The organism is Candidatus Poriferisodalis sp. (assembly GCF_965262965.1).
Lineage (GTDB): Bacteria > Actinomycetota > Acidimicrobiia > Acidimicrobiales > Poriferisodalaceae > Poriferisodalis.
Genome location: NZ_OZ253573.1, coordinates 3149049 through 3172966 on the forward strand (window position 1 = coordinate 3149049; position 23918 = coordinate 3172966).

Below are 23918 nucleotides of genomic sequence, written 5' to 3' on the forward strand. Positions count from 1 at the left end.
CTGACCGGCACCGGCATCGCCGTGGCTGGCTGAACGGCAAACAGCTCCAGGAGAACAGCGATGCCGAGCGAACCATGCAAAGACCTCGTAGCCCTCGACGATCCGTATCCCGAGCGCGACTACGAGGTGCGCTGCACGACGCCGGAGCTGACCTGCGTGTGCCCCGTTACCGGCCAGCCCGACTTCGCCACCGTCGAGATCGCCTACATCCCGGATCGACAGATTGTCGAACTGAAATCGCTGAAGCTCTACCTGTGGAGCTACCGCGACGAACCTGTCCACCACGAGGCCGTGACCAATCGCATTCTCGACGATCTCGTCGCCTCTGTCGCGCCGAAGCAGGCCACCGTGGAGACTCGCTGGCTCGTTCGTGGCGGCATCACCACGGTCGTCACCGCGCGCCATCGGGCACAGGCGGCGCTCGACTGACGCTCGGCGGGTGACGAAACCCTGAGCACCGGCATCAATACAATTGCTTGGATGCCGTTGTTGGCGCCTGCCGACAGGCGAATTCTGCGGGAGCTGTTGGTCCGCGGGGGGTCGGCTGAGATCGGGGAGATCGGCGCGGCCGTATTTCTGAACAGCCAGGCCGTGCAAGCCTCGTTGGGCACGTTGCAGCATTCCGGCATCGCGACCCCCGCAGGATCGGTGCCCGGGCTGCGGGGCACTCGATGGGCGCTGACGCCGCATGGGTTCGAGGTGGGGCCGTCGCTAGTGGGCAACGACCCTGCTGGCGTGCCTGAGGGCGTCGAGGCGCCAACGGGCGCGGATCCTGCGCAGGGCTGGGGCTATCCGTGGCGGCCACCAAAGACCGAGGCGCCGCTGTATGCCGACGGCCTGAGTCGACGTGCGCGCCGAGTGGCCGATCGTGCCGTCATCAGTGCCGTGGGGCGTCCTCGCGAACGTTGGCGCGGCGGCCGAGCGATTGCAGTGATCTTGCTGCTCGCGGCGACGATCGGCGTCGGGTTCGTAGCCGTGGGGGCGCTGCGCGTCACTGAGATCACGATCTCGGGCATCACCGCTAGTTCCATACTGCGACCGAGCGAGCTCGAAGGCTCGGTGCTGGAGTTCACGGTGTCAGGCGGCGATCTCGCCACCGCCCAGATGCTGCTCGACGGGCTGCCGGTCAGCGGTGTGCAGAGATACGAGGACCGCATCGTATGGCAGGTGCCGGGGTTGACCGAGGGCTTCCATGAAGTCACGCTGGATGTCAACCGGCGATTCTTCGGCATCGAGCGCGCAGCGATCTCGTTCACCCTGGATGGCACGCCCCCCGTGGTCGACCTGCCTGAGGTTCACGATCCGGTGCCGCTCGGCGAGCCGCTGGTGCTCGCGGGGCCCATCGAGGCGGGAGTGTCGCTGCAGATCGGCGACCAGGTGCTTGACACCTCCACGGGATCGTTCAGTCTCACCCTGCCTGGTCCGCCCGGCGGGCCGCTGGCGGTGCGGGCTGCCGATGCCGCGGGCAACACCACCGAATTCGACATCATCGTGCCGATCGGCTACCCACACACCACCGGTGTGCACGTCAGCGCCGCCGCATGGGACCACGACGGCTTGCGCTCGGGCATCGTGGACCTCATCGCGCAGGGTCGGATCAACACTGTCCAGCTCGACCTCAAAGACGAGAGCGGCTACATCGGCCACACGACATCAATTCCGCTTGCGCGCCAGATTGGCGCCTCGAAGGAGTTGTTCGACCTGCGGACCGCCATCGACGAGCTACACGACATGGGCGTGCGGGTGATCGGCCGCATCGTGGCGTTCCGCGATCCGACGCTCACCCGATACGCGGTGAGCACCGGCAATCTCGACTGGGTGCTGCAGACGCCCGACGGCCGTCCGCTGTCGAACTACAACGGCTTCTCCAACTTCAACAATGACACCGTGCGGAAGTACAACCTCGACATTGCAGCTGAGGCAGCCGCTGCGGGCATCGACGACATCCTGTGGGACTACATGCGCCGACCCGAGGGCGACCTCGCCGGCATGCGGATCCCCGGTTGGGACGGCGGCGACCCGTCACCGATCATCGTCAGCTTCTTGGCCGAGTCCGGGAGGATGCTGCGTGAGATGCAAGTGTTTCACGGGGTGTCGGTGTTCGGCATCTCGGCTCGACGGGGCCAATTCATCGCACAGGACATCGGAGCGATGTCTGACCACGTCGATTACGTGGCGCCGATGGTGTATCCGTCGCACTGGGGGCGCGGAGAGTACGGCGTAGCGCACCCCGAAGCGCAGCCCTACGACATCACCTACGCCTCGCTGGCCGATTTCCAGGATGTGCTCGCGGGTACCAACACTGCCGTGGTTCCTTGGCTGCAGGACTTCTCGATGCGTGTCAACTACGGCCCTGAAGAAGTTCGTGCCCAGATCGACGCGGCAGCCGATCTCGGCATCAGCGACTGGCTGCTGTGGGACCCCACGGTGACGTACACCACCGAAGGGCTCCCTGTCTCGTAGCGCTAGCTGGCGCTAGGCCTCGTCGAACGTCTCGCGCAGGCGGTACTTCTGGATCTTGCCGCTGGGCGTCATCGGGAACTCGTCGACGATCACGAGGTCTTCGGGCCAGAACTGCCGCGTGACGTTTTGCTCGTCCAGGAATGCGGTGAGGTCGGCCAACGAGGGCGGATCGCCGGCGGCTTGCACGAACGCACAGCCGATCTCGCCGAGCCGTTCGTGCGGCTTCGCGACGATGGCCGCCACGCCCACCGCCGGGTGGCGCATCAGCACGTCCTCGATCTCCTTGACGGGCACGTTCTCACCGCCTCGGATCACCAGGTCCTTGCTGCGCCCGGCGATGCTGATGTAGCCGTCGGCATCCATGATCGCCCGGTCACCGGTGTCGAACCAGCCGTCGGTCCAGTGCTGGGCGGTGAAGTCCCGGCCTGCCATGTAGCCGGCGAACAGCGACGTTCCCCGGCACTGCAAGTCGCCTTCAGCATCGAGGATGGGTGCGCCGCCCTCGTCGACCACGCGTACTTCGTTGTCGCGCACTGCTCGTCCGTCGGTGACGCGGCGCTCAATCGGATCATCGGGCATGCCCACCGTCAGCAAGCCGCATTCGGTCATTCCCCAGCCCGGCATGACCGTGCAGTCACCCAGCAGCTCGGTGGCACGCTCGAGCACTGGGCGGGGTATCGCTGCGCCCGCGCACAGGAATCGCTTCCACGAGGACAGGTCCCGCTCGGCCAGCCCGTCGACGGCCAGCACATCGGCCAGGAACGGCGTCGCCCCCATCGACAGCTGGATCCGATGCTTCTCGATCAGGCCGACGAACTCGGTCGGGTCCCACACGTCTTGCATGACGACGTGGCCCCCGGCGTGCAGCGGCAGCCGCATCCCGTACAAGTAGCCGGTCTGATGGCCGAGCGTGGAGGCCATGTGACAGACGTAGGCCTGCGGCGCGCCTGCTCCCGGATGGGGCTCGAGGCCTGCGCACACCCGGTCCAAGAACACATCCACCGACACTGCGAGGATGTTGTGGGTATGCATCACGCCCTTGGGCATCCCAGTGGTGCCCGAGGTGAACATCATCTCGCACACGTCGTTGGGCCCCGGCCGCAGCAGTTCCACAGCCGCCCGGTCGTATGACGAGAACTGGCCTTCCTCGATGAGGTCCTGCCACGACATCGCATCGCCGGGCAGGTCGGGCTCGGCGTCGGCATCGGCGCTCGGTCCGGGCACGATGACCAGCTCGGTCACCCAGTCGCACCGCTCACGCAGCTCGGCGTGCATCTTGCCCAGCTCGAAGCCGCGGTAGCTGTCCGCTGTGATGACGAGCACGGGGCGCCCCAGCTCGCTCATCACCGTGACCTCGTTGTGCCGGAAGATCGGCGCAACCGGGTTCACGACGGCGCCGATTCGCTCGCACGCCTGGGTGGCGATGAGGAAGTGGCGCCAATTCGGCAGCTGCAGCTGCACGATCATGCCGGGCCGGACGCCGAGCTCCAGCAGTCCCCGGCTGACAGCATCCACGTCGTCGCCGAACTCGCCCCACGTCATCGTGCCGAAGCGGTCGGTGATGACCGGGTCGTCGGGTCGCTCGGCGGACCACCGCACAATGCGCTCGTCGAGCAGCCGATCCGCCCACCCGCCTGATGCTGTCCATTCGTCGATGCGCTCGGCCTCCAGCATCGTCTCGAAGAACCGCTTCGACGTCATGGGGTCTTCCCTCCTGCGCCTCGGTGAGGCCTGCTATTAGCCGCGGATCCTCCGAAGCACTTCAGCGGCCATGAAGCGCTCGCTCTCCTCTATGTAGTGCATGGGCGAGGCCGCGCTGAGCACAACGGTGCGTGCCCCCGCATCGATGTACTCACGAAGGCGTGCGACGCAGCGGTCCGGGTCGCCGGCAATGGCGAATTTGTGCACGAGTCGGGAGAAGTCCTGGGCGTACTGCTTGGACAGTCGCTCGGCGGCGTACTGCACGGCGGTGTCATTGTCCTCGTGGCAGCAAAAGAACACGAACATGCCCGATTCCACCGGTGTGGGGTTGCCCGCGTCCTCGCGGTACCCCGCAATCGCCTCGATCGACTGTGCCAGACGCTCGGGCGTGTACATGTACGGCAGCCAGCCGTCGCCGTAGCGAGCGGCTCGTTTCCACGCGGCGTCTTGGCGGCCGGACACCCAGATGGGCGGCGGCGAGGCCGGCTTGGGCGCGAGCGTGACACCCGACAGCGTGTTGAAGCGGCCCTCGAACGTGACGTCGTCTTCGGTCCACAGCCGCTGGATGATCTCGAGCGCCTCGTTCGTGCGAGCGCCGCGCTCGCGCACCGGTACGCCGCAGGCCTCGAATTCCGACGGCATCTCGCCGCCGACCCCCACACCGAGGTGGAATCTCCCGCCCGAGGCCACATCCAGCGACGCAGCCAGCTTGGCGCACAGCGCAGCCGGGTACAGCGGGAGGAGCGTGATCGACGACATCAGCTTGAGCGTTGTGGTGGCACCCGCCGCGACTGCGAGCGAGATGAACGCATTGGACGTCGGCACATGGAAGAACACGTGCTCGCCGGTGGTCGCGTAGTCGTAGCCGAGCGCTTCGATCTCGCGGGCCTGGCTGGCGATGTCGTCGCTGCGGCGAATTGCCAGCCCGAACTCGATCGTCTCATTGGTTGCGGTGTCGTCTCTCATAGGGTCGTCTCTCATTGGGTCGTCTCTCATTGGGCCATTGCTCATTGCTTCCCCCTTGTGCGGCAGCGATCCCCGAATCGAGCGAGACGGTAGCCGCGGGTGCTAGGCCAAGGCCGTGAGCACTGCGACATCGTCCAACGGAACCATCCAGCAATCACGCATCGACGCGCTGATTGATCGATGCCAACGCGAGATCGAATCGGGTCTGCTGCCGAGCTGCGGTGTGGCCGTCGGCTTCGAGGGCGAGATCGTGGCGCAGGCCACTTTCGGCGACGCCACTGACGACACCCGGTACTGCATCTTCTCCGCAACCAAGCCGTTCGTGGCTTCGACGATGTGGCAGCTGCTCAGTGAGGGAACGGTAGAGCTCGATGCCACTGCGGCCAGCTATGTCCCGCCCTTCGGCGAGAACGGCAAGGACCAGATCACCGTCGAACAGGTGATGCTTCACATGTCGGGCTTCCCGCATGCTCCGCTGAAGCCGCCGCGGTGGGATACCTCACAGTCGCGGCTTGCGGCCATGGCGAACTGGCGGTTGAATTGGGCGCCGGGCACCAGGTACGAGTACCACCCCACCTCCGCGCATTGGGTCCTCGCTGAGATCATCAACGCGGTCACAGGCAACGACTTCCGCGACGAGGTGCACAACCGGGTCACCGGGCCGTTGGGCTTGCCTCGCATGCTGGGCTTGGCACCTGAGGACCAGGACGGCATCGCCGAGCTGATCCTTGTGGGCGAGCCGGCCACACCCGACGAGCTCGAGGCGACGTTCGGCGTCCGCGAGCTGCCGATGACCGAGGTCACCAACGAGGCCATCCTGCGCTTCAACGAGCCGTCGGTGCGCGAAGTCGGCGTGCCCGGCGGTGGGGCATTCGGCACCGCGGTCGACGTGGCGCTCTTCTACCAGGGCCTGCTGCATAATCCGGATGGACTGTGGGATCCCGAGATGCTGGCCATCGGCACTGGTGAGGTGCGCAACACCCTGCCCGACCCGATGGGCATGCCCGCCAATCGCTCGATCGGGCTCTTCCTGGCAGGCGACGACGGGATGTCGAACATGCGCGGGCTGGGACGCACGGTTTCGCCGATGGCCTTCGGACACAACGGCGCGGGCGGGCAGCTGGCTTGGGCCGACCCGGCTACTGGCCTGTCGTTCGGCTATACCACCAACGGCTACGACGAGCACGAGGTACGCCAGCCGCGCCGCGATACGGCGATTGGCAGCCTTGCCGGTCTGTGCACGACGCCGGAATGATCGCAGGCCCATCAAGGGCGTGAACAGCCACCCCCGGGCGTGGTAGCAACGGGGTCGATGCGACTTCTCGTACTCCAGCACATCGACTGCGAGCACCCGGGCCGGCTACGCGACTTCCTGCGGTCCGACGGCGTCGAATGGACTGCGGTAGAGCTCGACGAGGGCGAGCCCATCCCGCCGTTGGAGGACTACGACGCCATGTGGGTGATGGGCGGCCCGATGGACGTGTGGGACGTGGAGGACTGCCCGTGGCTGGTGCCGGAGAAGCAGGCAATACGCAGCTGGGTGCGCGAACTGCAGCGCCCATTCCTCGGGCTGTGCCTGGGGCACCAATTGCTGGCCGACGCCCTTGGAGGAACGTGCGGCCCTCAGCGCCCGCCCGAGATCGGGGTGCTGGCCGTGGATCTCACCCCCGAAGGCCGCGACGACCCGATTTTCAACCAGATGGGCGATCGCCAGCACGCCCTGCAGTGGCATTCGGTGCAGGTGGCCCAGCCTCCCGACGAAGCGGTTGTGCTGGCCGGCTCCCCGGAGTGCCGGGTACAGGCGATGCGGGTTGGGCAATGGGCGTGGTCGATGCAGTATCACGTGGAGGTCGAGGACGACACGGTGCGCAACTGGGGCGAGATCGACGCGTACCGCAACGCCCTGGAGTCGACCCTCGGCCCTGGCTCGCTCGATGCCCTCGCCGCTGACGCCGACCGCGCCATGGACGGCTTCGCCACCGACGCCGAGCAGCTCTACCGAAATTTCATGGCGGCCGCGAGCTGTCAATCGAGTTAACGGCGGGCGCCTGCGTTCTCACCAGCACTCCGTCCCGAACTCCCACTTCAGCAGTTCGTCCGTGGCGTCAGGTCTGCGCAGGTATCAGATCAGCGATAGTGCGAAACGTGATGGAGACGCGCCGCTTGCGCTCCAATACCTGACCGTGCCACTCGTCCTTGCGTCGTTTTGCGATGCTGTGACGCCAGGTGGTGCGTGCTTCTCCGTGCAACAGGAGGAGGCTGCGTGGCTCCAGCCGCTGAACGTGTTCGTCGCCGGTCGCGTCTCGGGAGAAATCCATGTTGATCGCCGATCCCAAGCTCACGGTCGCGACAGCCGGACCGAAGCAGTCTCTGTCGATGTGAGGCGCGATTCCCTGTCCGGGCTGGTATTCGTTCACGATTGCCTGTTCGAAAGGCTGCTGAGCCTCGAGCAGCCGCTGCACGTCTTCGGATGCCGCGGTGTAGACCTTGGATGCGAGACTCGTCAGCCATGCGGGAAACGCACCGATGCGAGCTGACTCGTCAAGCCTGCGGTTCGAGTAGTCGTACTTGAATCCGAAGTGAAGCACCCGTCTGGAGAGGTCGGTAAGCCACTCGGAGGCGTCGATCTGCGCGAGAAAGTCTAGCTCCTCCGGCGCTGTCAAGAACTGCTCGTGGTACACGAGTCCGGTGGGAGCAACTGTTGTTTCCTCAGCGAGTAGCGATAGCTGCATGCTCATGCCCGCAAGACCCAGCGTTGCGCCTGCACCTTCCACAGGTCGGAATCTGGCTTCCACTGTACGCGCCCATCGCGGCTGCCGAGTGCCGGAAACTTCCGGGGAACTTGGACGCAGACGGGATCGGAGGTTCGCTGCAGTCCAGCCTCCTCGAGTTTCTCGCCAAGCGCGGGAAGCTTGGACTCGAGGCTGTAGGTGTTTCCTGCCGTGGTGTAGATCAACTCGATAGCGCGATTGACTTGGGTGACAGCTCGCTCGATCAGGGATGCCCACTGGTCAATGTCCAGCGACGACACAGTCTCTTGGTGTGACACGTAGCCGAACGTGAAGAGCACCCGATCTCCATCGGTGAAGTCGATGGTGTCGAGCGATTCGACATACTTCGCCGATCTGAAGTCGGCATCAAGGTGATCCAATACTTGCTCGCCAAGGCTTCGCATCATGGGATTTGGGTCGAAGGCCAAGTAATCGAGGCGTCTGTAGCTTCTTCCGGCCGAGGGCTTCGCCAAGGGCGATTGCGACCGTGGCCGCACCGGCCCCAATGTCGATCACGCGCAGGCGTTCGCCCTTCCGTGGCGGAACGTGGCGAGACTTCTTGTAGACCTCGCGGAATACGTCTGCGTGGCCTCGCTGGTAGTTGAAACAATCATGCAGCGCATATGCATCGGGAGCGTCGCTCGGCAGCTGCCCGTGGCGATCAGAAGAAGCGGCGTTCCGCTGCGCCTCGGGGATATCGAGCCATGGCCCCTGTATAACCGCCTCGAAGACACCGTTGTAGTCGACAGCCACCCGGATCCTCTCGCATCTTCGGCACACGTCTGCAGCTGCCCAGCCAAGCCGACAGCACACTTGGCCGAGATTGTCTCATGCGCGACCTTCATGCGGTCAAAGGACTCGCGTCAAGCGAAGTACTGCTTTAATTCCCATCGGTGGGGACTGCAGCATGGTACATACAACACTGGTTGTCTAGCCCGATTCGAAGAGCGGCCGTGAGGCTAGTTTCGGGCCGTCATGAGCCCGCCGCGTAATCCTCCGCCTGTCCAGGGAGCGCTGTCAGGGTTGCGCGTCGTGGATTTGACCGGCGATTCGGGCCGCTTCGCGACGAAGCTGCTGACCGAACTGGGCGCCGACGTGGTGCGGGTCGGCACTGGTTCGCCGGGTTTGCCGCTGGCTGATCGGGCTTCGGCCGCGCTCGGTGGCGTGGCCGATTGGTGGTACGACGGCGGCAAGCGCCGCTGCCGGTTGGACGTGAGCACTGCCGAGGGTCGCGACGCCTACCGGCGGCTGACCTCGGCAGCCGATCTGGTGATCGAAACCGAATGCCCCGGGCGGTTGGCCGAACTGGGCATCGACTACGCGGACTCGGCCGCCGAGAACCCAGCGCTGGTGCAAGTGTCGATCACGCCGTTCGGGCGCACGGGCCCGCGGGCGCAGTGGCTGGGCTCCGATCTGGTATCAGCCGCCATGGGCGGGATGATGGCGCTCACGGGCCTGGCTGACCGCCCGCTCAACGTGTGGGGCCGGCAGGCGTACAACTACGCGGGGTTCGTGGCGGCGACCTCATGCGTCGCGGCGGCGCTGTCGGCACGTTCGACGGGTCGGGGCGCGCACGTCGACCTGTCCATTCACGAGACGGTCACTGGCTCGATCGAGAACCTGTTCATGCAGTACTTCTTCGACGACGTGTTGCCCCTGCCCAAGGTGGCTCCCCGGCAGGGCGCTCTGCATTGGCTTGGTGCATACGACCTTGCCGAGTGTCGAGGCGGCGACGGCGGCTACGTCATGATCACGCCGACCCCGACACCCGATCTGCTGTTCGAATGGATGGTCGAGACCGGATTTGACGACGTGGCGCGGTGGGTCGGCGCGGACCCACCGGACGTGCTGATGGACGTGACCGAGGTCATGGATGCTGTCCGCCGCTGGATAGCGCCCCGTGACGCCCGCGAGGTGTGGTGGGAGGCGCAGGAGCGCCATGTCGCCTTCGGTGGCGTGCTGGATATTGCCGAGGTGTCCGCAAACCCGCAGTTTGCTTACCGGGAGTTCTTCGCCGAGGTCGCGGCGCCAGGGAGGACTGCTGCAAACGGCTCGCATGTGCCCGCAGGGGCAGCGACAGGCGGGGCGGGCCCGGTGCGCGTCCCGGGCCGTCTGGTGCGCTGGAGCGACGCCGGCAGGTCTGGATCGATCCCGCCGAGCCCGCCGGCCGCCCTCGACACGCCTCTCGATGAGATCTTGGCGTCATGGGCGGCGCCGGCGAGTGAGGCCCGCAATGGGGCCAGCCGCAGCCCGGTCAGTGCAGCGTTGAGTGAGGGCGCCAATGACCGGCGACCACTTGACGGGATACGGATCGCCGATTTCACCTGGGTGCTCGCCGGACCGTCTGCCACGAAGCTGCTCGGAGATCTGGGTGCCGACGTGATTCGCATTCAGAGCGAGGAGCGCTCCACGCTCGTCAACTCGCCCGACTTCCCCTACTACTTCGTGTGGAACCGCTCCAAGCGCAGCGCCACACTCGACATGAAGCATCCCGACGCGCTGGCTGCGGCCCGGCGGCTGATCGAGTCCTGCGACGTGCTGATCGAGAACTTCAGCGCCGGAGTGCTGGACGCGTGGGGTCTCGACTGGGAAACCGTCCACGAGTGGAACCCGCGACTCGTCTACGTGACGATGTCAGGCTGCGGCCACGACGGACCGTGGCGGCATGTCATCTCGTATGCGCCGACGGTGCACGCGGTGTGCGGCATCACGCACCTGACGAATTTCGCCGACCGCGGCGACGTCGGTCCGGGCTTCTCGCTCAATGACCACCTGGCGGGCTTTGCCGCAGCGGTCTCGACGGTCGGTGCGCTGTATGCCCGCGAACGCACCGGCAAGGGGCAGCGCATCGACATGGCGCAGCTCGAAGTGGGCACGTACGCGATCGGCGCGGCGATCATCCGCCAGTCGGCCGGCGTGTCGCCGCCCCGGCCCGAAGGCAACCGCGACGGCATTGCCGACCACGTGCCCAACGAGGTGTACGCGTGCAGTGACGGCTTCGTAGCGGTGACGGTGACCGAGCCGGCGCAGTGGCTGGGGCTCTCGGAGCTGTTGGCGGACCTCCGACTCGACGATCCGACGCTGTCCACCGAGCAAAGCCGTCGCGATCGCCGCACGGTCATCGACCAAGTGCTCGGTGAATGGGCAGCGGGGCGCACTGCTGTCGAGGCAGCCGATGCCTTGCAAACAGCGGGCGTTCCTGCGGGACCGGTGCAGAGCTCTCAGCAGCTGTTCGCCGACGATCCCCAGCACGCGGCTCGTGGCTTTTGGCAACCCGTGGACCATGCAGTGTTCGGCGAGCGCACCGTCGATGCCTTCGCCGGGCTGTGGAACGGCCAGCGTTGGTTCCCGCGCCATCTCAGTCCCGCCTACCTGGGCGAGCACAACTTCGACGTATGGGCGGATGCCGGCTATGCGCCCGAGGAGATCGCCGAGGGCATCGGCGACGGCTTGTTCCGTTGATCCAGTGCCCGGGCGGCAGGGCAGTGGATGCTCAGCTGGTGGCGATCTCCGCGATGAGCTCGAGCAGTGCGTCGGAAGTCTCGCGGTCCTGGGCGATCCGATCGTCAGTCCCGTAGGTGATCTTGCGGTCGATGCGTGTGCCTGAGTCGGTCACGGCTGCGATGTGTGCCCGGTCTTCGCCCCGTCGCGGCGGATCAGTCACAAGCGCAGCTGTGCACGAGATTCCGGCGAGTGGCCACGGCTCGGTTCCGGGCCTCGGTGTCGAGACGAGGTACTGCGCCCGGGCCAGGCAGCCGTCGGCCATCGCGAGCGCGGCCTCGTCGGACACATGCGGCTCGAGGTCGGAGCCCATCAGCTCGTAGAGCGATTTCACCGAATACGGGACGCCGGCCTCGAGGATCGTGCGCGAGCCGCCCGGAATCGTCAGCAGGTCGCTCAGCGCCAGCACGCCGCCGCCCGTCACCGAAAGCACGATCCGCAACTGCGAGTCGTGAATCGTCTGGATGGTTTGCAGCCGCTCGCCAGCGTTCATGTGTTCATTCCTCGCTGCGTCTCGCAACACCCAACTCAGGTGTTGATCTATCGGCCTCCCGCAGGAGGAACCGAGGTGGCCGAGTATTGCCGCGTCACGTGGCGCCGGCGCGACAGCGAACAATCGTTGTCACACCTCTTGGCGATGATAAGTGGAAACGCGGAGGATGTCCTCCGCTATTGCGGAGGTGAGGTATGCGAACATGCGAGCAAATGGTCTTGACCCTGACGGACGCCCCGCTTGCCAGTCCCGCTTACACCGGAATTGGGGACGAACGAGCGCTCTGCGCTGCTGCTTGGGCCCTGATTCGCGGCGGTGATCTCGCAGAGGTGAGTTGCGCGGAGTCCGAGCTCATTGAAGCTGCGGGTCAGTCGCTACCACCACGCGAGCTCGAAGACTTGGCGACTGCGATCCGGGCAGGAGACGATCCGTTGGGCGCGTCTTTCGCCAGGCTCCGCTCGACAGCGCAGCGCCGCAAGCTAGGCGCCACGTACACGCCTGCGGCGCTGGTCGGGCCCATGTCGGAATGGTTGGCTCACTTCAAGCGGGCAGCACGGGTAGTGGATCCCGGCGCTGGCTCTGCGAGGTTCCTCTGTGCGGTCGGCCGGTACTTGCCCGAGGCGCAACTCATGGCGGTTGAGATCGATCCGCTCGCAGCACTGACAGCCCGCGCAAATCTGACCGTGTTGGGCTTCGACGGGCGGTCGGTGGTGGACACCACTGACTATCGCGCGCTGCGATTGCCGTCAATTCCCAGCCCAACGGCATTTGTCGGCAACCCGCCCTACGTACGCCACCACGACATTGCGCCAGGGTGGAAATCCTGGTTGCGAGAGCGCTCTGCTGATCTAGGTCTGAAGGCGTCAGCGCTCGCGGGCTTGCATGTGCACTTCTTGCTGGCTACGGCGCATCTCGCCGAAACGGGCGACTTCGGCGTATTCGTTACTTCGTCCGAGTGGCTCGATGTTGGCTATGGACAGCTTGCGCGGGAGTTGTTCGCCGGGCCGTTGGGCGGTCTCTCAATTCACATCCTCGACGCGCGTACCCAAGCCTTCGCAGACGCCGTCACGACGGCGACCGTCATGGCGTTTGATGTCGGTGAGACACAGCAGCGGGTTCGGGTGCGCAAGATCACCGATACGGAAGACTTGCGGGGCTTGGCCGGAGGCGAGAGCTTCAGCCCCGGAGAATTGCGTGCGCAGCGCCGCTGGTCCGCGCTGCTGGAACCCCGTGTGTCCATTCCCAGTGGCTTTGTCGCGCTGGGCGATTTCTGCCGGGTGCACCGAGGGGCTGTCACCGGCGCAAATGCGACGTGGGTAACCAAGCAGGGCGACCCGCGGCTGCCCTCGTCGGTGCTGGTCCCCGCTGTGACGAAGGCCTCGGAGCTCTTCAACTCAGTGTCGGGCGTACTAGCCGGCTGCGGCGATCTGAGGGCGGTGATTGATCTGCCCGAGGACTTGGACATCCTTGACGCTGACGCCAAGGCGCTTGTGGAGCGGTTCTTGAGAGCGGCCCGCCGTGCGGGTGCTGCCAGTGGCTACATCGCTCGACACCGGAAACCATGGTGGTCCGTCAAGCTGCGCAGCCCGGCTCCGCTCCTTGCCACCTACATGGCGCGGCGGCCGCCTGCCTTCGTGCGCAACCTTGCGGCTGCAAGAAACCTCAACACCGTGCACGGCATCTATCCGATGGAATCGCTGTCAGAAGAGGCGCTGTGCAGCTTGACGAGGGTGCTTCGAGATCGAGCAACCCTGTCAGGCGGCCGCACCTACGCAGGAGGCCTGACAAAGTTCGAGCCATCCGAGATGGAGCGAATTATGGTGCCGCCTCCAGGACTGCTGGAGGCGGGCGAAACATGGGCATTCTTTGCATAGAGTCACCGGAGGCTGATGACAGCCGAGGTGCGTCGCAAAGGGGGCTGTCGATGGGCGAGCGAGAGCAGCAGCTTGTAATCCGAGACCGCCGTGCAGCGCTCACACCGTCCGACGGCCCGAGGACCGCTCCTCCGCCCGGGGGGCACATCGCCGCAGTTGACGTCTTCTGCGGAATCGGAGGCTTGTCCAGCGGTCTGGCTGCGGCGGGCATCGAAGTCGTAGCCGGCGTCGACCTCGATGGCTCCTGCCGGTTCCCCTTCGAGGCGAACGTGGCCGGAGCCCGGTTCATTGAGCGGGATGTTCGTGAGGTCACATCCGCGGAATTGTCCGATCTCTGGCCCGACGGCGCGGTAAGACTCTTGGCCGGATGCGCTCCGTGCCAGCCATTCTCGTCCTACCGCAAAGGAACGAGTTCTTCGAATGACAGTCGATGGGCACTCTTGCGGCAACTCGCACGATTGGTTGAAGAGACGCGCCCTGAACTTGTCACGACCGAGAACGTACCAAGGATTCGGGGCAAGTCTATATTCCAAGACTTCGCAATTCGGCTGCGCCGACTCGGCTATTCCATCGACTATCGGATATGCCCGTGCACGGAATACGGAATCGCCCAAACACGCCGACGTCTGGTTCTCGTGGGTTCCCTGCTGGGGCACGTCAATGTCCCCGACGGGGCGCAGCGTGACTGTCCGCCGAAGACGGTCGCTCAGGCGATAGGGCATCTTCCGCCGATCGAGGCAGGCACCGCTGACGAGGCCGACCCGATGCATCGCAGCCGCGCTCTGTCGCAGCTCAATCTGAGGCGTATTGCTGTTTCCAAGCCCGGCGGCACTTGGCATGACTGGCCAGAAGAATTGCGAGCCGCATGTCACCGGCGTACCACGGGAGCTGCGTTCAGGAACGTCTACGCCCGAATGCGCTGGGACAGGCCGTCTCCGACCGTCACGACTTACTTCCACAACTTTGGTGCCGGCCGTTTTGGCCATCCCGAGCAAGACCGAGCGATCTCGTTGCGCGAAGCTGCCATACTCCAAGGCTTCCCCGAGGACTACCAGTTCGTCTCGGTAGAGGGTGACGTACGTCTCACAACACTGGGCCGGCACATAGGCAACGCCGTGCCGCCGCCGCTTGCGGAAGCAATCGGCCGCGCTTTTGTGGCCAGCCTCAAGGAAGAGTGACCGCTATGAATAAGACACCACCGCTCACCATGACGATCGACATGGCCGTTCTGGAATCGCTTGGAATCAATCTGTACAGCAACGCAGCCGCTGTACTGACCGAACTGGTCGCGAACGCCTACGACGCGGACGCAACACTCGTCCGAATCGAATGGAAGAACGACGAATCCAGCGTAGTTGTAGCTGACGACGGCCATGGGATGACACGAGACGAACTCGACGACCGATTCCTCGTCACGGGATACCAAAAACGGCAGGTTGAAGGCTCTCATTCGGAGAAGTGGGAACGTCCGTTTATGGGTAGCAAAGGCATTGGGAAGTTGAGCATCTTCTCAATTGCTGATGAAGTGGTCGTCTACTCGAACAAGGGTAGCGTGAGCATTGGATGCACAATCATTGTTGATGATCTGAAAGAGCACATCAAACAGCAGAAGGTGTATAGCCCTCCTGAGGTTGATGTGCCGGCGGAGTATTTTGACTCCGGTACCACGATCATCATGAAGCGCTTGAAGAGCAAGCGTGTGTCCATTACGGCTGCTGCACTCCGTAAGCGACTTGCGCGCCGGTTTGATGTGCTCGACCAAACGCCGCGATCGGAAGGTGGTTTCAAGATCGAAATCGACGGTAGCCAACTCTCGCACGCCGATCGGCAAGACCTTCAACGGTTGGAATACATCTGGGAATTTGGCGAACTGCGCCTCCCAGCAAACGCTCTCCCAGCAGTCGTCAAGCGATTCGTATTGGAGGACTACAAAATTGACGGTCGAGATGACCGGGAAGTGCGTGGATGGATCGGGACGGCTCCTACGCCATCGGACTTGGTTGACAAAGATGGGGTGGGCTCGCTCAAGAACATCATGATCTTGGCGAGGAAGCGACCGATCCACGAGGGCATCATTGACAAGCTCGACTTTTCGAGAGTTTTTGCGAATTACGTTACGGGTCAAATTGAGGCCGATTTCTTAGATATTGACACCGAGGACGACATCGCGACGAGTGACCGCCAACGGCTCATCGAAGACGATTCGCGCGTCCAGGCTTTGCACGCGTTCTTGCGAGAAGCCTTCAAGAAAGCTTCGGATCAATGGAACGCGGAGAGGCCCAAGCGTAAAGCTAAGGATGCATTCGAACAGTTCCCGATCCTGAAGCAATGGCACGACGAATTGCCGCCGTGGCAACAGGAAGCCGCGCACAAGATCATTTCAACCATAGCTGCGCTTCCAATGGATTCCGAAAACGAGAGATCTCAAAGAGCATCCCTGTACAGGCATGGTGTGCTCGCTTTCGCTCGGATTGGATTGCGCGAGAACACACAGGAACTCGACAAGCTAGCAAGCGTGAACGCTGAAGAACTCCTTAGACTCCTCGGTGCCCAAGGCGAGTACGAGGCAAGCCTTTGGGTGGACATCCTACGCGGGCGTGTCGAATCCATTCGCCAATTAGAGAACCTTGCCGACGAAAACGATCTGGAGCGTGTGGTGCAGGAGCACCTCTTCGAAAATCTCTATCTCTTGGACCCTGCGTGGGAACGGGCAACCGAGGATATACACATGGAGGAAGATCTACGCAGGGTCGATCCTGGCATTTTAGCGACCGACGACGAAGACAACGAAATCAGAGGACGGCTCGACATCCGTTACCGGAAATCGGCGGGCTCGCATGTCATAATCGAATTGAAACGCAGCGGTCGTAATCTTACTGTCGAAGAGCTCGCGATGCAGGGTCAGAAATATTTTGATGGATTGACATCAATTCTCCAAGATCAGCGTCGAGGGGATGAGAAGGTTGAAGTTGTATTTGTGCTCGGATCTAACCCACGAGTCGTGCATAAGCATACTTTCCTAGACGACTCCGGCTATACCGGCAATGCGTTCATGTCGTTTGGAGGCCGCTTCGTATTGTACGAAGAACTCATTGCAAACGCCCGCGGCCAATACCGTTCATACTTGGAAAAGAGCAAAGAGGCCAACCAACTGGAACAGCTCCTGTCGTCGCTGGAAGAAGACACAGAATCGCCTCCAGAGTGATCGGCTCCTATAGTCAAACGTGAATTGAGTGCACTTGGCAGCATCAAGATGCGTCGCGATTCAGCAGGCACCTACGGTTGCTGTCACCGGGCAGATACTGTTCGCCCGATGACGGCGCATAGAGATCAGTCTCCGGGTGTGATGGCGGACCGGGCACAGCCCTTTCCAGGCGGCGAATCTCACGATTGCGGGTAAGGTCTGCTGATGCGCGGGGTGACGCGGCGGACAGCGGCGAGCGTACCTCGGGCGGTTCGGCGGTTGTGAGGCTGGAGGACGTCGGTACAGGCGCGCAGCTACGCGGCGTGGAGCCGGGCGCGCCCGTAGCGGTCGTAGCTGTCCAGTGGCATGGCACCCAGGCTCTGACGTTGACGTTCCGTCGTGCTGACGGCACGCTCGGGGAACGGGTGGTATTCCGCGCCGACGAGGCGACCCTGCGTCCGGTAGCCCCCGAAACCAGTGGGTCGTTCACTTTCGACGGTGACGGTCGGCTGTTCCGGCTGGCCGCTGAGGCCCGACGCATCCGCTTGGCGCACCTCTTTGACCCGTACTTGGCGCTGGACGCGAGCCGTGTGCGCCCGCTGCCGCACCAGATCGAGGCGGTGTACGGGGAGATGCTGCCGCGTCAGCCGTTGCGCTTCCTGCTTGCAGACGATCCTGGGGCTGGCAAGACCGTCATGGCGGGCCTGTACATGAAGGAACTGATGTTGCGTGGGGCGTTGGAGCGGGCACTGGTCGTGGTTCCCGGCAATCTGACAGCTCAGTGGCAGGAAGAGTTGAGGGACAAGTTCGATCTTCATTTCGATGTGGTGACGAAGGACGACCTCGACGCCATTGCGAGCGTGAACGTGTTCGAGCGCAAGCGGCTGCTGATCGCGCGTGTCGATCAGATCGCTCGACGCCGCGAAGAACTGGAGCCGTATTTGCGTCGCGCCGAGTGGGACTTGGTGGTGGTCGACGAAGCGCACCGAATGGCGGCGCACTTCTGGGGCGACGAGATTCGTAAGACACTCCGGTATCAGTTGGGTGAGCTCTTGGGCGCTACGTCGCAGCACCTGCTGTTGATGACAGCAACTCCGCACAACGGCAAGGAGGAAGACTTCCAGTTGTTCTGCGCGCTGCTAGACGGCGACCAGTTCGCGGGCCCGTTCCGCGACGGCGTGCACGCGACGGACCCTTCCGGTTTTATGCGCCGGATGGTGAAGGAACGGCTGCTGACCTTCGAGGGTCGGCCACTGTTTCCCGAGCGCCGTTCCTCGACGGTTCGGTATCGGCTGTCGGAGGCGGAGATGGCGTTGTACGACGAGGTGACGTCGTACGTCCGCGAGCAGATGAACGCGGCGGACAGGATTCGCGACAGCGGCGACGGTCGTCGGGGAAACACGGTGGGGTTCGCACTTACGGTGCTGCAGCGGCGCCTGGCATCGTCTCCCGAGGCGATCTATCAGTCGTTGCTTCGGCGTCGCGGTCGTCTGGAAGGCCGGATCGCCGAGGAGCGGCAAGCGGTGCGAGCGTCGCGGCTGGGGCTGTCGGGCCGCCAAGAGCGTCTGTCACGCCTGTTGGCCGCGGACGGCGGTGATTCGGCGGTGTTGGACCCCGATGCATACGACGAACTCGACGAGTCCGAGCAAGCCGAAGTCGACGCCGAAGTGGTCGATGCGGCCACCGCAGCGGTGACGATCGCGGAGCTGGAGGCCGAGGTCGGCACCTTGAGGCAATTGGAAGGGCTCGCGTTCCGGTTGCGTTCCGAGGGCACCGACACCAAGTGGGCCCAGTTGTCGCGCACGCTGAGCGACGCTCCCGAAATGCACTCCGCATCGGGAGAGCGGCGCAAGCTGATCGTGTTCACCGAGCATCGCGACACGCTGAACTACCTCGTGGACCGGTTGCGGACGTTCCTGGGTACCGACGAGGAGGTTGTGTTCATTTCTGGCGGCACGGGCCGTGACGAGCGCCGCCGCATCCAGCACCGGTTCATGCAAGACCCCGACGTGCTCGTGCTGGTGGCCACGGATGCCGCGGGCGAGGGCATCAACTTGCAGCAGGCTCACCTGGTGGTCAACTACGACCTGCCGTGGAACCCGAACCGGATCGAGCAGCGGTTCGGGCGGGTCCACCGGATCGGGCAGACCGAGGTGTGCCACATGTGGAACCTCGTGGCCGATGAGACCCGCGAGGCGCAGGTGTACGTGCGTCTGCTGGAGAAGATCGAGCAGATGCGTGAGACCTTCGACGGGCAGGTCTACGACGTGCTCGGAGAGGTGCTGTCGGGCCGGGAGCTGCGCGGCTTGCTGTTGGAGGCGATCCGGTACGGCGACCGCCCCGAAGTGCGCCGTCGTCTCGACGAGGTGATTGACGCCGACGTGCCGGCACGGGTGGCCGCAGCGATTACCGATCCGGTGCTGGCATCGGAGGTGATCGGCTACTCCGACCTGGATCGCATTCGGCGCGACATGGACGAAGCGGCGCTGCGGCGCATCCAGCCGCACTACGTGCGTGCGTTCTTCGAGGCGGCCTTCGGCGAGTTGGGCGGCGCGATGCGCGAGGTCGAGCCGGGCCGGTTTCAGATCCGACGAGTGCCCCTGTCGGTGCGTCAGCACAGCCGCACGGTGGCTGCGCAGGGTGCGCCTGCGCTGCTGGAGCGCTACACGCGTGTCACGTTCGACAAGGACCTGACCGAGGGCACCGGTGTGCCCGACGCCGACCTGCTGGCACCCGGTCATCCCCTGCTGGACGCCGTTGTGGACTTGACCTTGGAGAACCATCGCGACCAGATCCGTCGCGGTGCGGTGTTGGTGGACGACGCGGATGCGGGCACAGCGCCGAGGGTGATGGTGATGCTGGAGCACGAGGTGGCCGATTCCCGGCCCTCCGCGAAGGCACCGCACACGGTGGTGAGCCGCCGCTTCGAGTTCGCGGAGATTCCCGAGGCAGGCGAGCCGACAGCGAGTTCGCATGCCCGATACCTGGACTATCGCCCAGCGAGCGAGTCCGAGGCGGCAGCGGTAGCGCATCTGGTGGAGCACCAACGCTCTGCGGGCGCCAGCGCCGAGATGTTGGGGATGGACCACGCCATCAATGTGTCCGCACCCGAGCACCTGGCGTCCGTGCGAGCGCGCACCGTTTCACGGGTGGAACGCACGCGCGAGGCGGTGTATCGGCGGCTGACCAAAGAGATCAACTACTGGGACAACCGGGCAGCGCAACTGCAGCTCGATGTCGAGGCGGGCCGGGTGCCGAAGATGAACGCCGACACCGCACGCCGTCGCGCCGACGAGTACGCGGTTCGCCTGAAGACGCGACTCGCGGCGCTGGAACGCGAGCGGACCGTGAGCGCACTGCCGCCGAGGGTGGTGGGCGGCGCCTTCGTAGTGCCTGCGGGCCTTCTAGCGGAGCTCTTGCCGTCCGGGTCAGGGGCAGCCGAACAGGTCGTCGGCGACGAGCTGTCGAAGCGCGAGACCGAACGTCGCGCAATCGCCGCGGTGCTGGCCGCCGAACACGCCGCAGGCTGGGACGCGGTGGACCTCAACGACGAACGCTCCAACCATCCCGGTTTCGACATCCGGTCGAGCCAGACCGCAGGCGCGGTGACCAGCTACCGCTACCTGGAAGTCAAGGGCAGGGTGACCGGCGCGACGACAGTCACCGTCAGTCGCAACGAGATACTCACCAGTCTCAACGAGCCCGACCGCTGGATACTTGCGCTCGTAGAAGTCGTGCCGGACGGCGGCGAAAATGTGCGCTACTTGCCGGGGCCGCTCGACGTGAGTTCCAAGGACAACCTGTTCGAGGTCACCAGCGTGAACTTCAACTGGACCTCGTTGTGGGCACGCGGCCGTGAGCCATCGGATTTCACACAGCCAACCCCGGAGCGCAGCGCGTGAAGAAGAAGCTCATCGAAGTCGCCCTCCCTCTTGGTCCGATCAACACGGCTTCGGCCCGGGAGAAGTCCATACGTCACGGCCATCCGTCGACGCTGCATCTGTGGTGGGCCAGACGCCCGCTGGCGGCGTGCCGAGCCGTGTTGTTCGCCCAGCTTGTGGATGACCCTTCGGCGCATCCTGATCGGTTCCCCACAGCCGAGGACCAAGAGGAAGAACGCCAGCGTCTGTTCAAGATCATCGAAGACCTTGTGCAGTGGAAGAACTCGTCAAACGAGGAGGTACTTTCCACGGCCAGAGCGGAGATATCGAAGTCGTGCGATGGCGACATGCCCTCAGTGCTGGATCCGTTCGCCGGTGGCGGCAGCATCCCGCTGGAGGCCCAACGGCTGGGTCTTATCGCTCATGCCGGCGACCTCAATCCGGTCGCGGTGCTCATCAACAAGGCCCTGATTGAGATTCCCCCCAAGTTCGCTGGTCGCCAACCGATCTGCGAACGGCGTGGCACCTTGGCGGTTGAAGCCAACTACCCAGGAGCGACCGGGCTGGCTGAGGATGTGCGGCACTACGGCGGTGTGCTGCGCGACCTCGCGCATGACCGCCTCATCGGGCTGTACCCGACCGTGGAGATTCCCGGCGACGATGCCGCAACTGTTATTGCTTGGCTCTGGGCGCGGACGGTGCCGTGCAGCAACCCAGCGTGCGAGGCGCGGATGCCGCTGCTCAACTCCTTCGCCCTGTCACGGCGCAAGAACCGCGAGGCATGGCTGGCGCCCGAAGTTGACGCAGCGACGCAGCGAGTGCATTTCAGGGTCCGCCATGGCTCGGGCTGCCCCAAGCAGGGCACCGTCACCCGCCGCGGCGCAACGTGCCTGGTGTGCGGCACTTCGGTACCCCTCAAGGAGGTCCGCGAACAGGCCCAAGCGGGTGGCCTCGGCTCGCAGCTGGTGTGCATTGTGGCTGCGGGCGCTCGGGGTCGCTTCTATGTCGAAGCCTCCGAGGATCACCTTGAGGCCTCGCTAGTCCCGACGCCAGACGACGCGCCTGGCGGTGACCTACCGCACAACCCCCGCGCTGTGACGACGCCCAACTACGGCCTGCGGACATGGGCCGATCTGTTCACGCCTCGTCAGCTGACCACGATGTGCAAGTTCACGGCGCTGCTGCCGCAGGTTCGTGAGCAGGTGATTGCTGATGCCGTCGAGGCAGGGTTCGACGGCGATGTCCGTCGCCTCGACGAGGGCGGCGGCGGTCCGATTGCCTACGCCGATGCCGTGACTCACTACCTCGCTCTCGCACTCGGTCGTCTCGCAAACCGCACTTCCTCCCAGTGCTTCTGGGACCCTGGTGGTGAGAAGATTCAACAAGTCTTCGCCCGACCTGCGTTGCCGATGATCTGGGTGTACGCCGAGGGCAATCCGTTCTCGACATCGTCGGGCAACTTCTTGGGCCAGCTGGACTATCTGGTGGAAGTCCTGCGCCGGACGCCCGCGGCAATCGGCGGCACCGCACTTCAGCGAGATGCCCGCGATGTCAGTGTCAGCACGATCGGCTCTGTTGTCTGCACCGATCCGCCGTACTACGACAACATCCCGTACGCTGATCTCTCCGACTTCTTCTATATCTGGCTGAGACGGTGCCTCTCAGACATCCATCCCGACCTGTTTGGGACGCTCCAGGTTCCCAAGGAACAGGAACTGATCGCAGAACCGGCGCGCCATGACGGCTGGGACGCAGCCGCCGAGTACTTCGAGCGTGGCCTGCGCCAAGCGTTCCGCGCCATCGGGAGTGTTCACGACGACCGCTACCCCTACACCGTTTTCTACGCGTTCAAGCAGTCTGAGACTGACGCCTCCGGCACAGCATCGACCGGCTGGGAGACGATGCTGGAAGGGCTGTTGGAGAGCGGCGCGTCCATCGTGCGGACATGGCCGATTCGCACGGAGCAAACCTACGGACTTCGCGAAGTCGGACGGGCCTCGCTGGCCTCTTCGATCATCTTGGTGTGCCGCCGTCGGCCTGACGACGCGCCGGTCGTCAGCCGACGTGATTTTCTCACGGCGTTGCGACGGGAACTCCCCGAAGCGCTTGCTGAACTGCAGGCCGAGAACATCGCCCCCGTCGATCTGGCGCAGTCGTCGATCGGCCCAGGCATGGCGGTGTTCTCCCGCTATTCGAGGGTTGTCGAGGCGGACGGCAGCACCATGAGAGTCCGCGATGCGCTCGCCGAGATCAACCGCGCCCTTGACGCGGTGCTGGAAGAACAGGACGGCGAGTTAGACGCTGACACCCGCTGGGCGCTGGCGTGGTACGCCCAGCACGGCCACGAGACAGGTCCCGCCGGCGAGGCCGACACGCTGTGCAAGGCCAAGAACACCTCCATAGCGGGCCTCGTCGAGGCGGGCATCCTGTGGCAGAAGGGCAACGAGTGCCGCCTGCTCAGCGCCGACGAGCTCGACGAACACTGGGATCCCGTTACCGATCGCCGTCGGACCGTCTGGGAGACCACGCACCATCTGCGCCATGCCCTGATGACCGGCGGCGAGCAGGCCGCCGCCGCTCTCCTGCGGCGCGCCGGCGCAGGCGACGACGCCCCGCGCGACCTCGCGTACCGCCTCTTCCACATCTGCGAGCGCAAGAACGCACAAGCCGAGGCCCTCGCCTACAACGCCCTCGTCACCTCCTGGCCCGAACTCCTCCGTCAGGCCACAGGCCCCTCCGACCTCGCCCTTGACCTACGCTAGGCAGGGCCCGCTAAGCTGGCGCTCGGCTCATCCGCCGCCTGCTGCCGACGGTCGGCATGGGCGGATGCCAACGGTGCCTGCCGAGCCCCTTTCAGAGCCCCCTCCACCTTCGTCGACAGCGCCGGTATCACACGCCTCGCGTAGCCTGTGCAGCGAGCGGAGGGTCGTGTCCCTGTGGGCGAGCGGACTTGGCGCCCGCCGGCATGACCGCACCGCCATAGCGACGCAAACGAGGGGAGCACCCATGAGCTTCAGGCCTCCATTCGTTCCCGAGTTGCGCCGCGAAGAAGAATCACTGCATGACCGGGTCACCCGCTCCCGC

General features: G+C 64.6%; 16 protein-coding genes. 10 read left to right on the forward strand and 6 right to left on the reverse strand.

Going from position 1 to position 23918, the window contains the following annotated elements; translation table 11 throughout:
* Positions 1-60: 60 nt before the first annotated feature.
* Both queF and ACQY5K_RS15180 read left to right on the forward strand, forming a co-directional pair.
* Positions 61-429: a preQ(1) synthase gene (gene queF, locus ACQY5K_RS15175; RefSeq protein ID WP_428116863.1), complete on the forward strand. Its 369-nt coding sequence runs from the start codon at positions 61-63 to the stop codon at positions 427-429.
* Positions 430-480: 51 nt separating this feature from the next.
* Positions 481-2463 carry a putative glycoside hydrolase gene (locus ACQY5K_RS15180; protein ID WP_428116866.1) on the forward strand — a complete coding sequence of 661 codons (1983 nt, stop codon included), beginning with the start codon at positions 481-483 and terminating at the stop codon, positions 2461-2463.
* Between the two features lie 12 nt (positions 2464-2475).
* Here ACQY5K_RS15180 and ACQY5K_RS15185 read toward each other — a convergent pair whose 3' ends face one another.
* Positions 2476-4164, reverse strand: a complete 1689-nt coding sequence (locus tag ACQY5K_RS15185; protein WP_428116869.1) for an AMP-binding protein — start codon at positions 4162-4164, stop codon at positions 2476-2478.
* A gap of 36 nt (positions 4165-4200) precedes the next feature.
* The gene (locus ACQY5K_RS15190; protein ID WP_428116872.1) at positions 4201-5130 is read right to left on the reverse strand and encodes an LLM class flavin-dependent oxidoreductase; all 930 of its coding nucleotides are present in this window, start codon (positions 5128-5130) and stop codon (positions 4201-4203) included.
* 115 nt (positions 5131-5245) lie between these two features.
* Here ACQY5K_RS15190 and ACQY5K_RS15195 point away from each other — a divergent pair, with 115 nt between their 5' ends.
* Positions 5246-6385, forward strand: a complete 1140-nt coding sequence (locus ACQY5K_RS15195) for a serine hydrolase domain-containing protein (protein ID WP_428116874.1) — start codon at positions 5246-5248, stop codon at positions 6383-6385.
* 57 nt (positions 6386-6442) lie between these two features.
* Positions 6443-7168, forward strand: coding sequence for a type 1 glutamine amidotransferase (locus tag ACQY5K_RS15200; protein ID WP_428116876.1), 726 nt, complete (start codon positions 6443-6445; stop codon positions 7166-7168).
* A 67-nt stretch (positions 7169-7235) separates the two neighbouring features.
* On the opposite strand, the gene ACQY5K_RS15205 is transcribed toward ACQY5K_RS15200, so the two are convergent.
* From ACQY5K_RS15205 to ACQY5K_RS15215, 3 genes are read right to left on the reverse strand one after another with little or no spacing between them, the layout of a single operon-like run.
* Positions 7236-7868 carry an alpha-ketoglutarate-dependent dioxygenase AlkB gene (locus ACQY5K_RS15205; protein WP_428116879.1) on the reverse strand — a complete coding sequence of 211 codons (633 nt, stop codon included), beginning with the start codon at positions 7866-7868 and terminating at the stop codon, positions 7236-7238.
* Entirely contained in the window at positions 7865-8308 is a 444-nt protein-coding gene (locus ACQY5K_RS15210) for a hypothetical protein (RefSeq protein WP_428116882.1), read from the reverse strand. The genes ACQY5K_RS15205 and ACQY5K_RS15210 overlap by 4 nt, the downstream gene beginning before the upstream one ends.
* On the reverse strand, positions 8268-8654 hold the full coding sequence (locus ACQY5K_RS15215) for a hypothetical protein (protein WP_428116884.1): 387 nt from the start codon (positions 8652-8654) through the stop codon (positions 8268-8270). The genes ACQY5K_RS15210 and ACQY5K_RS15215 overlap by 41 nt, the downstream gene beginning before the upstream one ends.
* Before the next feature lie 222 nt (positions 8655-8876).
* Here ACQY5K_RS15215 and ACQY5K_RS15220 point away from each other — a divergent pair, with 222 nt between their 5' ends.
* A complete protein-coding gene (locus ACQY5K_RS15220) occupies positions 8877-11363 on the forward strand; it encodes a CoA transferase (RefSeq protein WP_428116888.1) in 2487 nt (828 codons plus the stop codon).
* A gap of 31 nt (positions 11364-11394) precedes the next feature.
* Here the strand turns inward: ACQY5K_RS15220 and ACQY5K_RS15225 are convergent, their stop codons facing one another.
* Positions 11395-11895 carry a hypothetical protein gene (locus tag ACQY5K_RS15225; RefSeq protein WP_428116890.1) on the reverse strand — a complete coding sequence of 167 codons (501 nt, stop codon included), beginning with the start codon at positions 11893-11895 and terminating at the stop codon, positions 11395-11397.
* A gap of 212 nt (positions 11896-12107) precedes the next feature.
* Here ACQY5K_RS15225 and ACQY5K_RS15230 point away from each other — a divergent pair, with 212 nt between their 5' ends.
* The 5 genes from ACQY5K_RS15230 to ACQY5K_RS15250 all read left to right on the forward strand — a co-directional run bounded on the left by ACQY5K_RS15230 (position 12108) and on the right by ACQY5K_RS15250 (position 23596).
* Positions 12108-13769, forward strand: coding sequence for a class I SAM-dependent methyltransferase (locus ACQY5K_RS15230; RefSeq protein WP_428116893.1), 1662 nt, complete (start codon positions 12108-12110; stop codon positions 13767-13769).
* 50 nt (positions 13770-13819) lie between these two features.
* The gene (locus ACQY5K_RS15235; protein WP_428116896.1) at positions 13820-14947 is read left to right on the forward strand and encodes a DNA cytosine methyltransferase; all 1128 of its coding nucleotides are present in this window, start codon (positions 13820-13822) and stop codon (positions 14945-14947) included.
* A 5-nt stretch (positions 14948-14952) separates the two neighbouring features.
* A complete protein-coding gene (locus ACQY5K_RS15240) occupies positions 14953-16974 on the forward strand; it encodes a BbrUII/HgiDII family restriction enzyme (RefSeq protein ID WP_428116899.1) in 2022 nt (673 codons plus the stop codon).
* A 260-nt stretch (positions 16975-17234) separates the two neighbouring features.
* Entirely contained in the window at positions 17235-20855 is a 3621-nt protein-coding gene (locus ACQY5K_RS15245) for a helicase-related protein (RefSeq protein ID WP_428116902.1), read from the forward strand.
* Positions 20852-23596, forward strand: a complete 2745-nt coding sequence (locus tag ACQY5K_RS15250) for a DUF1156 domain-containing protein (protein WP_428116905.1) — start codon at positions 20852-20854, stop codon at positions 23594-23596. Before ACQY5K_RS15245 ends, ACQY5K_RS15250 begins: the two co-directional genes overlap by 4 nt.
* Positions 23597-23918: the final 322 nt, after the last annotated feature.

Coding starts and splice junctions, on each gene's coding strand:
- ACQY5K_RS15240 (WP_428116899.1), top strand. CDS start 14,953: ATGAATAAGACACCACCGCTCACCATGACGATCGACATGGCCGTTCTG.
- ACQY5K_RS15225 (WP_428116890.1), bottom strand. CDS start 11,895: ATGAACGCTGGCGAGCGGCTGCAAACCATCCAGACGATTCACGACTCG.
- ACQY5K_RS15200 (WP_428116876.1), top strand. CDS start 6,443: ATGCGACTTCTCGTACTCCAGCACATCGACTGCGAGCACCCGGGCCGG.
- ACQY5K_RS15205 (WP_428116879.1), bottom strand. CDS start 7,868: ATGAGCATGCAGCTATCGCTACTCGCTGAGGAAACAACAGTTGCTCCC.
- ACQY5K_RS15180 (WP_428116866.1), top strand. CDS start 481: ATGCCGTTGTTGGCGCCTGCCGACAGGCGAATTCTGCGGGAGCTGTTG.
- ACQY5K_RS15190 (WP_428116872.1), bottom strand. CDS start 5,130: ATGAGAGACGACACCGCAACCAATGAGACGATCGAGTTCGGGCTGGCA.
- ACQY5K_RS15220 (WP_428116888.1), top strand. CDS start 8,877: ATGAGCCCGCCGCGTAATCCTCCGCCTGTCCAGGGAGCGCTGTCAGGG.
- ACQY5K_RS15235 (WP_428116896.1), top strand. CDS start 13,820: ATGGGCGAGCGAGAGCAGCAGCTTGTAATCCGAGACCGCCGTGCAGCG.
- queF (WP_428116863.1), top strand. CDS start 61: ATGCCGAGCGAACCATGCAAAGACCTCGTAGCCCTCGACGATCCGTAT.
- ACQY5K_RS15185 (WP_428116869.1), bottom strand. CDS start 4,164: ATGACGTCGAAGCGGTTCTTCGAGACGATGCTGGAGGCCGAGCGCATC.
- ACQY5K_RS15230 (WP_428116893.1), top strand. CDS start 12,108: ATGGTCTTGACCCTGACGGACGCCCCGCTTGCCAGTCCCGCTTACACC.
- ACQY5K_RS15210 (WP_428116882.1), bottom strand. CDS start 8,308: ATGATGCGAAGCCTTGGCGAGCAAGTATTGGATCACCTTGATGCCGAC.